We start from the raw sequence: 14,683 nt of genomic DNA, 5'->3' as shown, positions 1-14,683 counted from the left end.
ATCCACCCGATCGCGATGGACGACGGTCTGCGTTTCGCAATCCGTGAAGGCGGCCGTACCGTTGGCGCGGGCGTTGTAGCAAAAGTTCTGAGCTAATTGCCGATAACATTTGACGCAATGCGCACTAAAAGGGCATCATTTGATGCCCTTTTTGCACGCTTTCGTACCAGAACCTGGCTCATCAGTGATTTTCTTTGTCATAATCATTGCTGAGACAGGCTCTGTTGAGGGCGTATAATCCGAAAAGCTAATACGCGTTTCGATTTGGTTTGCCTCGCGATCGCGGGGTGAAAATGTTTGTAGAATACTTCTGACAGGTTGGTTTATGAGTGCGAATACCGAAGCTCAAGGAAGCGGGCGCGGCCTGGAAGCGATGAAGTGGGTCGTTGTGGTGGCATTGCTCCTGGTAGCAATTGTCGGCAACTACCTTTATCGCGACATTATGCTGCCGCTGCGTGCGCTGGCCGTAGTAATTCTGATTGCTGCAGCGGGTGGTGTCGCGCTGTTAACGACAAAAGGAAAAGCAACCGTTGCTTTTGCCCGTGAAGCGCGTACCGAAGTCCGTAAGGTCATTTGGCCGACTCGCCAGGAAACATTGCACACCACGCTGATTGTGGCTGCGGTTACCGCAGTAATGTCACTGATCCTGTGGGGACTGGATGGTATTCTGGTTCGCCTGGTATCCTTTATCACTGGCCTGAGGTTCTGAGATGTCTGAAGCTCCTAAAAAGCGCTGGTACGTCGTTCAGGCGTTTTCCGGTTTTGAAGGCCGCGTAGCAACGTCGCTACGTGAGCATATCAAATTACATAACATGGAAGATTTGTTTGGTGAAGTCATGGTACCAACCGAAGAAGTGGTTGAAATCCGTGGCGGACAGCGTCGCAAAAGCGAACGCAAATTCTTCCCTGGCTACGTCCTCGTTCAGATGGTGATGAACGACGCGAGCTGGCACCTGGTGCGCAGCGTACCGCGTGTGATGGGCTTCATCGGCGGTACTTCCGATCGTCCTGCGCCAATCAGCGATAAAGAAGTGGATGCGATTATGAATCGCCTGCAGCAGGTTGGCGATAAGCCGCGTCCGAAAACGCTGTTTGAACCGGGTGAAATGGTTCGTGTTAATGATGGTCCGTTCGCTGACTTCAACGGCGTTGTTGAAGAAGTTGATTACGAGAAATCTCGTCTGAAAGTGTCTGTTTCTATCTTCGGTCGTGCGACCCCGGTAGAGCTGGACTTCAGCCAGGTTGAAAAAGCCTAACCCAGCGATCAAAAAAGCGGCGATTTAATCGTTGCACAAGGCGCGAGATTGGAATACAATTTCGCGCCTTTTGTTTTTATGGGCCTTGCCCGTAAAACGATTTTTTATATCACGGGGAGCCTCTCAGAGGCGTTATTACCCAACTTGAGGAATTTATAATGGCTAAGAAAGTACAAGCCTATGTCAAGCTGCAGGTTGCAGCTGGTATGGCTAACCCGAGTCCGCCAGTAGGTCCGGCTCTGGGTCAGCAGGGCGTAAACATCATGGAATTCTGCAAAGCGTTCAACGCAAAAACTGATTCCATCGAAAAAGGTCTGCCGATTCCGGTAGTAATCACCGTTTACGCTGACCGTTCTTTCACTTTCGTTACCAAGACTCCGCCGGCAGCAGTTCTGCTGAAAAAAGCGGCTGGTATCAAGTCTGGTTCCGGTAAGCCGAACAAAGACAAAGTGGGTAAAATTTCCCGCGCTCAGCTGCAGGAAATCGCGCAGACCAAAGCTGCCGACATGACTGGTGCCGACATTGAAGCGATGACTCGCTCCATCGAAGGTACTGCACGTTCCATGGGCCTGGTAGTGGAGGACTAAGAAATGGCTAAACTGACCAAGCGCATGCGTGTTATCCGCGAGAAAGTTGATGCGACCAAACAATACGACATCAACGAAGCTATCGCTCTGCTGAAAGAGCTGGCGACTGCTAAATTCGTAGAAAGCGTGGACGTTGCTGTTAACCTCGGCATCGACGCTCGTAAATCTGACCAGAACGTACGTGGTGCAACTGTACTGCCGCACGGTACTGGCCGTTCCGTTCGCGTAGCCGTATTTACCCAGGGTGCAAACGCTGAAGCTGCTAAAGCTGCAGGCGCTGAACTGGTAGGTATGGAAGATCTGGCTGACCAGATCAAGAAAGGCGAAATGAACTTTGACGTTGTTATTGCTTCTCCGGATGCAATGCGCGTTGTTGGCCAGCTGGGCCAGGTTCTGGGTCCGCGCGGCCTGATGCCAAACCCGAAAGTGGGTACTGTAACGCCGAACGTTGCTGAAGCGGTTAAAAACGCTAAAGCTGGCCAGATTCGTTACCGTAACGACAAAAACGGCATCATCCACACCACCATCGGTAAAGTGGACTTTGACGCTGACAAACTGAAAGAAAACCTGGAAGCTCTGCTGGTTGCGCTGAAAAAAGCAAAACCGACTCAGGCGAAAGGCGTTTACATCAAGAAAGTTAGCATCTCCACCACCATGGGTGCAGGTGTTGCAGTTGACCAGGCTGGCCTGAGCGCTTCTGTAAACTAATGCCTTTACGTGGGCGGTGATTTTGTCTACAATCTTACCCCCACGTATAATGCTTAATGCAGACGTATATCCGAGATATTTGGGTTGTAGCAAGGCGGCAACTGAGTGAGTCGCCAGGAGCATAGCTAACTATGTGACTGGTGCGAACGAAGGAAGCCAACGCCGCTACAAGCTGAATAGCGACGGATAGAAAAGATTTGTTCGTTGGAGCCTGGCCTATCCAGGCCTCCGTCGAAGACCGCAGGAGTTTCGCAAGAAACTTAATCCCCTGCGTAGACGGTGACAGAACGCTAAGATTATTCTTTTATATTCTGGCTTGTTTCTGCTCACCGTAATTAAGACGCTCTCTCCGTTTGGAGGAGTGAAGTGAGTTCCAGAGATTTTCTCTGGCAAACATCCAGGAGCAAAGCTAATGGCTTTAAATCTTCAAGACAAACAAGCGATTGTTGCTGAAGTCAGCGAAGTAGCCAAAGGCGCGCTGTCTGCAGTAGTTGCGGATTCCCGTGGCGTAACTGTAGATAAAATGACTGAACTGCGTAAAGCAGGTCGCGAAGCTGGCGTATACATGCGTGTTGTTCGTAACACCCTGCTGCGCCGTGCTGTTGAAGGTACTCCGTTCGAGTGCCTGAAAGACGCGTTTGTTGGTCCGACCCTGATTGCATACTCTATGGAACACCCGGGCGCAGCTGCTCGTCTGTTCAAAGAGTTCGCGAAAGCGAATGCAAAATTTGAGGTCAAAGCCGCTGCCTTTGAAGGTGAGCTGATCCCGGCGTCTCAGATCGACCGCCTGGCAACTCTGCCGACCTACGAAGAAGCAATTGCACGCCTGATGGCAACCATGAAAGAAGCTTCGGCTGGCAAACTGGTTCGTACTCTGGCTGCTGTACGCGATGCGAAAGAAGCTGCTTAATCGCAGTTATCTTTTTAACGCATTCGCTTACGTATAAACTTATTCTGATATTCAGGAACAATTTAAATGTCTATCACTAAAGATCAAATCATTGAAGCAGTTGCAGCTATGTCTGTAATGGACGTTGTAGAACTGATCTCTGCAATGGAAGAAAAATTCGGTGTTTCCGCTGCTGCTGCTGTAGCTGTAGCTGCTGGCCCGGTTGAAGCTGCTGAAGAAAAAACTGAATTCGACGTAATTCTGAAAGCTGCTGGCGCTAACAAAGTTGCTGTTATCAAAGCAGTACGTGGCGCAACTGGCCTGGGTCTGAAAGAAGCTAAAGACCTGGTAGAATCTGCACCGGCTGCTCTGAAAGAAGGCGTGAGCAAAGACGACGCAGAAGCACTGAAAAAAGCTCTGGAAGAAGCTGGCGCTGAAGTTGAAGTTAAATAAGCCAACCCTTCCGGTTGCAGCCTGAGAAATCAGGCTGATGGCTGGTGACTTTTTAGTCACCAGCCTTTTTGCGCTGTAAGGCGCCAGTAGCGTTTCACACTGTTTGACTACTGCTGTGCCTTTCAATGCTTGTTTCTATCGACGACTTAATATACTGCGACAGGACGCCCGTTCTGTGTAAATCGCAATGAAATGGTTTAAGCGTGATAGCAACAGGCATTGCGGAAAGTGTTCCATTTTCCGGTCAACAAAATAGTGTTGCACAAACTGTCCGCTCAATGGACAGATGGGTCGACTTGTCAGCGAGCTGAGGAACCCTATGGTTTACTCCTATACCGAGAAAAAACGTATTCGTAAGGATTTTGGTAAACGTCCACAAGTTCTGGATGTACCTTATCTCCTTTCTATCCAGCTTGACTCGTTTCAGAAATTTATCGAGCAAGATCCTGAAGGGCAGTATGGTCTGGAAGCTGCTTTCCGTTCCGTATTCCCGATTCAGAGCTACAGCGGTAATTCCGAGCTGCAATACGTCAGCTACCGCCTTGGCGAACCGGTGTTTGACGTCCAGGAATGTCAAATCCGTGGCGTGACCTATTCCGCACCGCTGCGCGTTAAACTGCGTCTGGTGATCTATGAGCGCGAAGCGCCGGAAGGCACCGTAAAAGACATTAAAGAACAAGAAGTCTACATGGGCGAAATTCCGCTCATGACGGACAACGGTACCTTTGTTATCAACGGTACTGAGCGTGTTATCGTTTCCCAGCTGCACCGTAGTCCGGGCGTCTTCTTTGACTCCGACAAAGGTAAAACCCACTCTTCGGGTAAAGTGCTGTATAACGCGCGCATCATCCCTTACCGTGGTTCCTGGCTGGACTTCGAATTCGATCCGAAGGACAACCTGTTCGTACGTATCGACCGTCGCCGTAAACTGCCTGCGACCATCATTCTGCGTGCCCTGAACTACACCACAGAGCAGATCCTCGACCTGTTCTTTGAAAAAGTTATCTTTGAAATCCGTGATAACAAGCTGCAGATGGAACTGGTGCCGGAACGCCTGCGTGGTGAAACCGCATCTTTTGACATCGAAGCTAACGGTAAAGTGTACGTAGAAAAAGGCCGCCGTATTACTGCGCGCCACATTCGCCAGCTGGAAAAAGACGACGTCAAACTGATCGAAGTCCCGGTTGAGTACATCGCAGGTAAAGTGGTTGCTAAAGACTACATTGATGAGTCTACTGGTGAGCTTATCTGTGCTGCGAACATGGAGCTGAGCCTGGATCTGCTGGCTAAGCTGAGCCAGTCTGGTCACAAGCGTATCGAAACGCTGTTCACCAACGATCTGGATCACGGCCCGTATATCTCTGAAACCTTACGTGTCGACCCAACTAACGACCGTCTGAGCGCACTGGTAGAAATCTACCGCATGATGCGCCCTGGCGAGCCGCCGACTCGTGAAGCCGCTGAAAGCCTGTTCGAGAACCTGTTCTTCTCCGAAGACCGCTATGACTTGTCTGCGGTTGGTCGTATGAAGTTCAACCGCTCTCTGCTGCGCGACGAAATCGAAGGTTCCGGTATCCTGAGCAAAGACGACATCATTGATGTTATGAAAAAGCTCATCGATATCCGTAACGGTAAAGGCGAAGTCGATGATATCGACCACCTCGGTAACCGTCGTATCCGTTCCGTTGGCGAAATGGCGGAAAACCAGTTCCGCGTTGGCCTGGTACGTGTAGAGCGTGCGGTGAAAGAGCGTTTGTCTCTGGGCGATCTGGATACCCTGATGCCTCAGGATATGATCAACGCCAAACCGATTTCCGCAGCAGTGAAAGAGTTCTTTGGTTCCAGCCAGCTGTCTCAGTTTATGGACCAGAACAACCCGCTGTCTGAGATTACGCACAAGCGTCGTATCTCCGCACTCGGCCCAGGCGGTCTGACCCGTGAACGTGCAGGCTTCGAAGTTCGAGACGTACACCCGACTCACTACGGTCGCGTATGTCCAATCGAAACTCCTGAAGGCCCGAACATCGGTCTGATCAACTCCCTGTCCGTGTACGCACAGACTAACGAATATGGCTTCCTTGAGACGCCGTACCGTAAAGTGATCGACGGTGTTGTAACCGACGAAATTCACTACCTGTCTGCTATCGAAGAAGGCAACTACGTTATCGCCCAGGCGAACTCCAACCTGGATGAAGAAGGCCACTTCGTAGAAGACCTGGTAACTTGCCGTAGCAAAGGCGAATCCAGCTTGTTCAGCCGCGACCAGGTTGACTACATGGACGTATCCACCCAGCAGGTGGTATCCGTCGGTGCGTCCCTGATCCCGTTCCTTGAACACGATGACGCCAACCGTGCATTGATGGGTGCGAACATGCAACGTCAGGCCGTTCCGACTCTGCGTGCTGATAAGCCGCTGGTTGGTACGGGTATGGAACGTGCTGTTGCCGTTGACTCCGGTGTAACTGCGGTTGCTAAACGTGGTGGTGTCGTTCAGTACGTGGATGCTTCCCGTATCGTTATCAAAGTTAACGAAGACGAGATGTATCCGGGCGAAGCGGGTATCGACATCTACAACCTGACCAAATACACCCGTTCTAACCAGAACACCTGTATCAACCAGATGCCGTGTGTGTCTCTGGGTGAACCGGTAGAGCGCGGCGACGTGCTGGCAGACGGTCCGTCCACCGATCTCGGTGAACTGGCGCTCGGTCAGAACATGCGCGTAGCGTTCATGCCGTGGAATGGTTACAACTTCGAAGACTCCATCCTCGTATCCGAGCGTGTTGTTCAGGAAGACCGTTTCACCACCATCCACATTCAGGAACTGGCATGTGTGTCCCGTGACACCAAGCTGGGGCCAGAAGAGATCACTGCTGACATCCCGAACGTAGGTGAAGCTGCGCTCTCCAAACTGGATGAATCCGGTATCGTTTACATTGGTGCGGAAGTGACCGGTGGCGACATTCTGGTTGGTAAGGTAACGCCGAAAGGTGAAACCCAGCTGACTCCAGAAGAGAAACTGCTGCGTGCGATCTTCGGTGAGAAAGCGTCTGACGTTAAAGACTCTTCTCTGCGTGTACCAAACGGTGTATCCGGTACGGTTATCGACGTTCAGGTCTTTACTCGCGATGGCGTAGAAAAAGACAAACGTGCGCTGGAAATCGAAGAAATGCAGCTCAAACAGGCGAAGAAAGACCTGTCTGAAGAACTGCAGATCCTCGAAGCGGGTCTGTTCAGCCGTATCCGTGCTGTGCTGGTAGCCGGTGGCGTTGAAGCTGAGAAGCTCGACAAACTGCCGCGCGATCGCTGGCTAGAGCTGGGCCTGACCGACGAAGAGAAACAAAATCAGCTGGAACAGCTGGCTGAGCAGTATGACGAACTGAAACACGAGTTCGAGAAGAAACTCGAAGCGAAACGCCGCAAAATCACCCAGGGCGACGATCTGGCACCGGGCGTGCTGAAGATTGTTAAGGTATATCTGGCGGTTAAACGCCGTATCCAGCCTGGTGACAAGATGGCAGGTCGTCACGGTAACAAGGGTGTAATTTCTAAGATCAACCCGATCGAAGATATGCCTTACGATGAAAACGGTACGCCGGTAGACATCGTACTGAACCCGCTGGGCGTACCGTCTCGTATGAACATCGGTCAGATCCTCGAAACCCACCTGGGTATGGCTGCGAAAGGTATCGGCGACAAGATCAACGCCATGCTGAAACAGCAGCAAGAAGTCGCGAAACTGCGCGAATTCATCCAGCGTGCATACGATCTGGGCGCTGACGTTCGTCAGAAAGTTGACCTGAGTACCTTCAGCGATGAAGAAGTTATGCGTCTGGCTGAAAACCTGCGCAAAGGTATGCCAATCGCAACGCCGGTCTTCGACGGTGCGAAAGAAGCAGAAATTAAAGAACTGCTGAAACTTGGCGACCTGCCGACTTCTGGTCAGATCCGCCTGTACGACGGTCGCACTGGTGAACAGTTCGAACGTCCGGTAACCGTGGGTTACATGTACATGCTGAAACTGAACCACCTGGTCGACGACAAGATGCACGCGCGTTCCACCGGTTCTTACAGCCTGGTTACTCAGCAGCCGCTGGGTGGTAAGGCACAGTTCGGTGGTCAGCGTTTCGGGGAGATGGAAGTGTGGGCGCTGGAAGCATACGGCGCAGCATACACCCTGCAGGAAATGCTCACCGTTAAGTCTGATGACGTGAACGGTCGTACCAAGATGTATAAAAACATCGTGGACGGCAACCATCAGATGGAGCCGGGCATGCCAGAATCCTTCAACGTATTGTTGAAAGAGATTCGTTCGCTGGGTATCAACATCGAACTGGAAGACGAGTAATTCTCGCTCAAACAGGTCACTGCTGTCGGGGTAAAACCCGGCAGCGGATTGTGCTAACTCCGACGGGAGCAAATCCGTGAAAGATTTATTAAAGTTTCTGAAAGCGCAGACTAAAACCGAAGAGTTTGATGCGATCAAAATTGCTCTGGCTTCGCCAGACATGATCCGTTCATGGTCTTTCGGTGAAGTTAAAAAGCCGGAAACCATCAACTACCGTACGTTCAAACCAGAACGTGACGGCCTTTTCTGCGCCCGTATCTTTGGGCCGGTAAAAGATTACGAGTGCCTGTGCGGTAAGTACAAGCGCCTGAAACACCGTGGCGTCATCTGTGAGAAGTGCGGCGTTGAAGTGACCCAGACCAAAGTACGTCGTGAGCGTATGGGCCACATCGAACTGGCTTCCCCGACTGCGCACATCTGGTTCCTGAAATCGCTGCCGTCCCGTATCGGCCTGCTGCTCGATATGCCGCTGCGCGATATCGAACGCGTACTGTACTTCGAATCCTATGTAGTTATCGAAGGCGGTATGACCAACCTGGAACGTCAGCAGATCCTGACTGAAGAGCAGTATCTGGATGCGCTGGAAGAGTTCGGTGACGAATTCGACGCGAAGATGGGTGCGGAAGCAATCCAGGCTCTGCTGAAGAGCATGGATCTGGAGCAAGAGTGCGAACAGCTGCGTGAAGAGCTGAACGAAACCAACTCCGAAACCAAGCGTAAAAAGCTGACCAAGCGTATCAAACTGCTGGAAGCGTTCGTTCAGTCTGGTAACAAACCAGAGTGGATGATCCTGACCGTTCTGCCGGTACTGCCGCCAGATCTGCGTCCGCTGGTTCCGCTGGATGGTGGTCGTTTCGCGACTTCTGACCTGAACGATCTGTATCGTCGCGTCATTAACCGTAACAACCGTCTCAAACGTCTGCTGGATCTGGCTGCGCCGGACATCATCGTACGTAACGAAAAACGTATGCTGCAGGAAGCGGTAGACGCCCTGCTGGATAACGGTCGTCGCGGTCGTGCGATCACTGGTTCTAACAAGCGTCCTCTGAAATCTTTGGCCGACATGATCAAAGGTAAACAGGGTCGTTTCCGTCAGAACCTGCTCGGTAAGCGTGTTGACTACTCCGGTCGTTCTGTAATCACCGTAGGTCCATACCTGCGTCTGCATCAGTGCGGTCTGCCGAAGAAAATGGCACTGGAACTGTTCAAACCGTTCATCTACGGCAAGCTGGAACTGCGTGGTCTTGCTACCACCATTAAAGCTGCGAAGAAAATGGTTGAGCGCGAAGAAGCTGTCGTTTGGGATATCCTGGACGAAGTTATCCGCGAACACCCGGTACTGCTGAACCGTGCACCGACTCTGCACCGTCTGGGTATCCAGGCATTTGAACCGGTACTGATCGAAGGTAAAGCTATCCAGCTGCACCCGCTGGTTTGTGCGGCATATAACGCCGACTTCGATGGTGACCAGATGGCTGTTCACGTACCGCTGACGCTGGAAGCCCAGCTGGAAGCGCGTGCGCTGATGATGTCTACCAACAACATCCTGTCCCCGGCGAACGGCGAACCAATCATCGTTCCGTCTCAGGACGTTGTACTGGGTCTGTACTACATGACCCGTGACTGTGTTAACGCCAAAGGCGAAGGCATGGTGCTGACTGGCCCGAAAGAAGCAGAACGTCTGTATCGCTCTGGTCTGGCCTCTCTGCATGCGCGCGTTAAAGTGCGTATCACCGAGTATGAAAAAGATGCTAACGGTGAATTAGTAGCGAAAACCAGCCTGAAAGATACGACCGTTGGCCGTGCCATTCTGTGGATGATTGTACCGAAAGGTCTGCCTTACTCCATTGTCAACCAGGCGCTGGGTAAGAAAGCAATCTCCAAAATGCTGAACACCTGCTACCGCATTCTCGGTCTGAAACCGACCGTTATTTTTGCGGACCAGATCATGTACACCGGCTTTGCATATGCAGCGCGTTCTGGTGCATCTGTTGGTATCGATGACATGGTCATCCCGGAGAAGAAACACGAAATCATCTCCGAGGCAGAAGCTGAAGTTGCTGAGATTCAGGAGCAGTTCCAGTCTGGTCTGGTAACTGCGGGCGAACGCTACAACAAAGTTATCGATATCTGGGCTGCGGCGAACGATCGTGTATCCAAAGCGATGATGGATAATCTGCAAACTGAAACCGTTATTAACCGTGACGGTCAGGAAGAGAAGCAGGTTTCCTTCAACAGCATCTACATGATGGCCGACTCCGGTGCGCGTGGTTCTGCGGCACAGATTCGTCAGCTGGCGGGTATGCGTGGTCTGATGGCGAAGCCGGATGGCTCCATCATCGAAACGCCAATCACCGCGAACTTCCGTGAAGGTCTGAACGTACTCCAGTACTTCATCTCAACCCACGGTGCTCGTAAAGGTCTGGCGGATACCGCACTGAAAACTGCGAACTCCGGTTACCTGACTCGTCGTCTGGTTGACGTGGCGCAGGACCTGGTGGTTACCGAAGACGATTGTGGTACTCATGAAGGTATCATGATGACTCCGGTTATCGAAGGTGGTGATGTTAAAGAGCCGCTGCGCGATCGCGTACTGGGTCGTGTAACTGCTGAAGACGTTCTGAAGCCGGGTACTGCTGATATCCTCGTTCCGCGCAACACGCTGCTGCACGAACAGTGGTGTGACCTGCTGGAAGAGAACTCTGTCGACGCGGTAAAAGTACGTTCTGTTGTATCTTGTGACACCGACTTTGGTGTATGTGCGCACTGCTACGGTCGTGACCTGGCGCGTGGCCACATCATCAACAAAGGTGAAGCAATCGGTGTTATCGCGGCACAGTCCATCGGTGAACCGGGTACACAGCTGACCATGCGTACGTTCCACATCGGTGGTGCGGCATCTCGTGCGGCTGCTGAATCCAGCATCCAGGTGAAAAACAAAGGTAGCATCAAGCTCAGCAACGTGAAGTCGGTTGTGAACTCCAGCGGCAAACTGGTTATCACTTCCCGTAACACCGAACTGAAATTGATCGACGAATTCGGTCGTACCAAAGAAAGCTATAAAGTGCCTTACGGTGCAGTACTGGCGAAAGGCGATGGCGAACAGGTTGCTGGCGGCGAGACCGTTGCAAACTGGGACCCGCACACCATGCCGGTTATCACCGAAGTAAGCGGTTTTGTACGCTTTACTGACATGATCGACGGCCAGACCATTACTCGTCAGACCGACGAATTGACCGGTCTGTCTTCGCTGGTGGTTCTGGATTCCGCAGAACGTACCGCAGGTGGTAAAGATCTGCGTCCGGCACTGAAAATCGTTGATGCTCAGGGTAACGACGTTCTGATCCCGGGTACCGACATGCCTGCGCAGTACTTCCTGCCGGGTAAAGCGATTGTTCAGCTGGAAGATGGCGTACAGATCAGCTCTGGTGACACCCTGGCGCGTATTCCGCAAGAATCTGGCGGTACCAAGGACATCACCGGTGGTCTGCCACGCGTTGCGGACCTGTTCGAAGCACGTCGTCCGAAAGAGCCGGCAATCCTGGCTGAAATCAGCGGTGTGGTTTCCTTCGGTAAAGAAACCAAAGGTAAACGTCGTCTGGTTATCACCCCGGTAGACGGTAGCGAGCCGTACGAAGAGATGATTCCGAAATGGCGTCAGCTCAACGTGTTCGAAGGTGAACGTGTAGAACGTGGTGACGTAATTTCCGATGGTCCGGAAGCGCCGCATGACATTCTGCGTCTGCGTGGTGTTCATGCTGTGACTCGTTACATCGTTAACGAAGTACAGGACGTATACCGTCTGCAGGGCGTTAAGATTAACGATAAACACATCGAAGTTATCGTTCGTCAGATGCTGCGTAAAGCTACCATCGTTAACGCGGGCAGCTCCGACTTCCTGGAAGGTGAACAGGTTGAATACTCTCGCGTCAAGATCGCAAACCGCGAACTGGAAGCGAACGGCAAAGTGGGTGCAACTTACTCCCGCGATCTGCTGGGTATCACCAAAGCGTCTCTGGCAACCGAGTCCTTCATCTCCGCGGCATCGTTCCAGGAGACCACTCGCGTGCTGACCGAAGCAGCCGTTGCGGGCAAACGCGACGAACTGCGCGGCCTGAAAGAGAACGTTATCGTAGGTCGTCTGATCCCGGCAGGTACCGGTTACGCGTACCACCAGGATCGTATGCGTCGCCGTGCTGCGGGTGAAGCTCCGGCTGCACCGCAGGTGACTGCAGAAGACGCATCTGCCAGCCTGGCAGAACTGCTGAACGCAGGTCTGGGCGGTTCTGATAACGAGTAATCGTTAATCCGCAAATAACGTAAAAACCCGCTTCGGCGGGTTTTTTTATGGGTGTTATTCAGAGGGCAAATTCTTCATGGGAAATATTAAGAAAGGCAGGGCGAAACGAGGAAGAAGCTTTTCGCCCTGGACAACATTCCTGCTGACGGTACTAACATAAAAAAACGCAACGCTTTCAACAACCTTGCGTTTTTCATCTTCCGTAGCTGCTCGGAATAAATTTACGTTCTTACATTCTGTCTCATGTCCTTTGCGAGGCACGTCCCAGATAGCTGTCCCAGTCTTTCCATACCGGCTGCAAACCCTGAGCAGTTAATGCAGCAGCAACGGCTTCCGGCCTGCGATCGTCGTGCGGTGAGAATTGCTCCAGCTCCGGATGATTGTCGGCATAGCCACCAGGTTGCGTTTTCGAGAAGGCGCTGACGTTATTGATCGCCAGCGGAATAACGCGATCGCGAAACCACGGTGATTCCCGCGTGGAGAGTGACAGTTCAATCTCCGGCGCAAGTAGGCGGAAGGCGCAGATAGTTTGCACTAACTGGCGTTCATCCATAATCGACGCTGGCTCAATCCCGCCAGTACACGGGCGCAGGCGCGGGAAGGAGACAGAGTAACGGCTTTGCCAGTAATGTTGTTGCAGCCATAGCAAATGTTCGGCAACCATATAGCAGTCAACGCGCCAGCTGTCGGAAAGGCCGATTAGCGCGCCGAGGCCTATCTTATCTATCCCCGCACGGCCCAGCCGATCCGGCGTTTCCAGCCGCCAGAAGAAGTCCTGTTTTTTCCCTTTCAGATGATGGTGGGCGTATGTCGCCTCGTGATATGTCTCCTGATAAACCATCACCCCATCCAGACCAAGTTGCTTTAACTCGGCGTATTCCGCTTCCGCCAGTGGCTGTACTTCCATCTGTAGTGAAGAGAACTGTTCACGCAGGACAGGGAGATGACGACGAAAGTAATCCATCCCCACTTTCGCCTGATGTTCACCAGTGACCAGCAATAGATGTTCAAAGCCCATCTCCCGGATAGCGGCGCTTTCCCTGGCGATATCCGCTTCATCCAGCGTTTTACGCTTGATGCGATTGCTCATGGAAAATCCGCAGTACGTGCAGTCGTTAGCGCAAAGATTGGAAAGATAAAGCGGGACGTAGAAGCTGACGACGTTGCCAAATCGCTGACGGGTCAGACGCTGCGCCCGTTGAGCCAGTGGTTCCAGGTATTCACCGGCGGCAGGTGATAGCAATGCCATCATATCGTCGCGAGTGAGTTGCGAAACATTGAGCGCCCGCTCTACGTCAGCTGCCGTTTTGCTGTTGATTCGCAGGCGGATGTCGTCCCAGTCCAGTTGTCGCCAGCGATCACTGAAGGTTTTCATGCCGATGCCTCCAGAAATCCGGTCAGCGGGCTAGTGGCATGAGCAAAATGACTGCGACTGCCCGGCCCGGACTGACGTGCCAGCAGGCCGGCGTCTACCGCCAGACGAAATGCCTTCGCCATGTTGACGGGATCGTCCGCGACGGCAATCGCCGTATTCACTAACACCGCATCGGCTCCCATTTCAAGCGCCTGCGCGGCATGGCTGGGAACGCCAATGCCAGCATCAACGACCACCGGAACCGTGGCTTGCTGGATAATAATCTCCAGCATGGCGCGGGTTTCCAGTCCCTGATTCGAGCCAATCGGCGCGCCGAGCGGCATCACCGCTGCACAGCCGACTTCTTCCAGACGTTTGCACAACACCGGATCGGCACCGCAGTAAGGCAGCACGACAAATCCCTGTTGCACCAACGTTTCGGCGGCTTTCAGGGTTTCGATGGGATCGGGCAACAGCCAGCGGGCGTCAGGGTGAATCTCTAATTTTAGCCAGTTTGTGCCTAACGCTTCACGTGCCAGATGGGCGGCGAAAATGGCTTCTTCCGCGGTTTTCGCCCCGGAAGTATTCGGCAGCAGGGTCACACCCGCCGCGATAAGCGGTTCGAGGATAGCGTCGTTGTGCTGGCGCAAGTCGACACGTTTCATCGCCAGCGTCACCAGTTGGCTGCCGGAAGCGCGAATAGACTCCACCATCAGTTGTGAAGAGGCGAATTTTCCGGTGCCAGTAAACAGATGTGAATCAAACGTTTTGTCCGCAATATGTAACAT

The 14,683-nt window shown here is 52.5% G+C and carries 11 protein-coding genes; 9 read left to right on the top strand and 2 right to left on the bottom strand.

The genetic code is table 11. The annotated features are described in order from the left end of the window. The 9 genes from BEB42_RS24665 to rpoC all read left to right on the top strand — a co-directional run. Positions 1 to 96 (top strand): elongation factor Tu (locus BEB42_RS24665; protein ID WP_072106224.1); only part of this gene is annotated, 96 nt, incomplete at its 5' end. A gap of 229 nt (positions 97 to 325) precedes the next feature. Then, complete coding sequence (gene secE, locus BEB42_RS24660) at positions 326 to 709, top strand: preprotein translocase subunit SecE (RefSeq protein ID WP_001275702.1); 384 nt, start codon at positions 326 to 328, stop codon at positions 707 to 709. Position 710: 1 nt separating this feature from the next. Then, entirely contained in the window at positions 711 to 1,256 is a 546-nt protein-coding gene (nusG, locus tag BEB42_RS24655; RefSeq protein ID WP_001287516.1) for a transcription termination/antitermination protein NusG, read from the top strand. Positions 1,257 to 1,414: 158 nt separating this feature from the next. Continuing rightward, positions 1,415 to 1,843: a 50S ribosomal protein L11 gene (rplK, locus tag BEB42_RS24650; protein WP_001085926.1), complete on the top strand. Its 429-nt coding sequence runs from the start codon at positions 1,415 to 1,417 to the stop codon at positions 1,841 to 1,843. Positions 1,844 to 1,846: 3 nt separating this feature from the next. Next, positions 1,847 to 2,551: a 50S ribosomal protein L1 gene (rplA, locus tag BEB42_RS24645; RefSeq protein WP_001096680.1), complete on the top strand. Its 705-nt coding sequence runs from the start codon at positions 1,847 to 1,849 to the stop codon at positions 2,549 to 2,551. A 412-nt stretch (positions 2,552 to 2,963) separates the two neighbouring features. Beyond that, a complete protein-coding gene (rplJ, locus tag BEB42_RS24635) occupies positions 2,964 to 3,461 on the top strand; it encodes a 50S ribosomal protein L10 (protein ID WP_001207201.1) in 498 nt (165 codons plus the stop codon). 66 nt (positions 3,462 to 3,527) lie between these two features. Further along, positions 3,528 to 3,893: a 50S ribosomal protein L7/L12 gene (rplL, locus tag BEB42_RS24630; protein WP_000028878.1), complete on the top strand. Its 366-nt coding sequence runs from the start codon at positions 3,528 to 3,530 to the stop codon at positions 3,891 to 3,893. Positions 3,894 to 4,212: 319 nt separating this feature from the next. Then, positions 4,213 to 8,241: a DNA-directed RNA polymerase subunit beta gene (gene rpoB / locus BEB42_RS24625; RefSeq protein WP_001353730.1), complete on the top strand. Its 4,029-nt coding sequence runs from the start codon at positions 4,213 to 4,215 to the stop codon at positions 8,239 to 8,241. Positions 8,242 to 8,317: 76 nt separating this feature from the next. Beyond that, positions 8,318 to 12,541 carry a DNA-directed RNA polymerase subunit beta' gene (rpoC, locus tag BEB42_RS24620; protein ID WP_000653947.1) on the top strand — a complete coding sequence of 1,408 codons (4,224 nt, stop codon included), beginning with the start codon at positions 8,318 to 8,320 and terminating at the stop codon, positions 12,539 to 12,541. 241 nt (positions 12,542 to 12,782) lie between these two features. On the opposite strand, the gene thiH is transcribed toward rpoC, so the two are convergent. Together thiH and thiG are read right to left on the bottom strand one after the other, a co-directional pair. Beyond that, a complete protein-coding gene (gene thiH, locus BEB42_RS24615; RefSeq protein WP_000847478.1) occupies positions 12,783 to 13,916 on the bottom strand; it encodes a 2-iminoacetate synthase ThiH in 1,134 nt (377 codons plus the stop codon). Continuing rightward, on the bottom strand, positions 13,913 to 14,683 hold the full coding sequence (gene thiG / locus BEB42_RS24610) for a thiazole synthase (protein WP_000902350.1): 771 nt from the start codon (positions 14,681 to 14,683) through the stop codon (positions 13,913 to 13,915). The genes thiH and thiG overlap by 4 nt, the downstream gene beginning before the upstream one ends.

Origin of the sequence: Escherichia sp. MOD1-EC5990, from assembly GCF_002965285.1 — a bacterium.
GTDB lineage: Bacteria > Pseudomonadota > Gammaproteobacteria > Enterobacterales > Enterobacteriaceae > Escherichia > Escherichia coli_F.
This window is presented reverse-complemented; position numbering and strand designations above follow the sequence as displayed.

What these genes read in the sequence shown, in the direction of transcription:
- thiG (WP_000902350.1), bottom strand. Translation starts at nt 14,683, where the DNA reads ATGTTACATATTGCGGACAAAACGTTTGATTCACATCTGTTTACTGGC.
- rplK (WP_001085926.1), top strand. Translation starts at nt 1,415, where the DNA reads ATGGCTAAGAAAGTACAAGCCTATGTCAAGCTGCAGGTTGCAGCTGGT.
- rplL (WP_000028878.1), top strand. Translation starts at nt 3,528, where the DNA reads ATGTCTATCACTAAAGATCAAATCATTGAAGCAGTTGCAGCTATGTCT.
- thiH (WP_000847478.1), bottom strand. Translation starts at nt 13,916, where the DNA reads ATGAAAACCTTCAGTGATCGCTGGCGACAACTGGACTGGGACGACATC.
- rplJ (WP_001207201.1), top strand. Translation starts at nt 2,964, where the DNA reads ATGGCTTTAAATCTTCAAGACAAACAAGCGATTGTTGCTGAAGTCAGC.
- secE (WP_001275702.1), top strand. Translation starts at nt 326, where the DNA reads ATGAGTGCGAATACCGAAGCTCAAGGAAGCGGGCGCGGCCTGGAAGCG.
- rplA (WP_001096680.1), top strand. Translation starts at nt 1,847, where the DNA reads ATGGCTAAACTGACCAAGCGCATGCGTGTTATCCGCGAGAAAGTTGAT.
- rpoB (WP_001353730.1), top strand. Translation starts at nt 4,213, where the DNA reads ATGGTTTACTCCTATACCGAGAAAAAACGTATTCGTAAGGATTTTGGT.
- nusG (WP_001287516.1), top strand. Translation starts at nt 711, where the DNA reads ATGTCTGAAGCTCCTAAAAAGCGCTGGTACGTCGTTCAGGCGTTTTCC.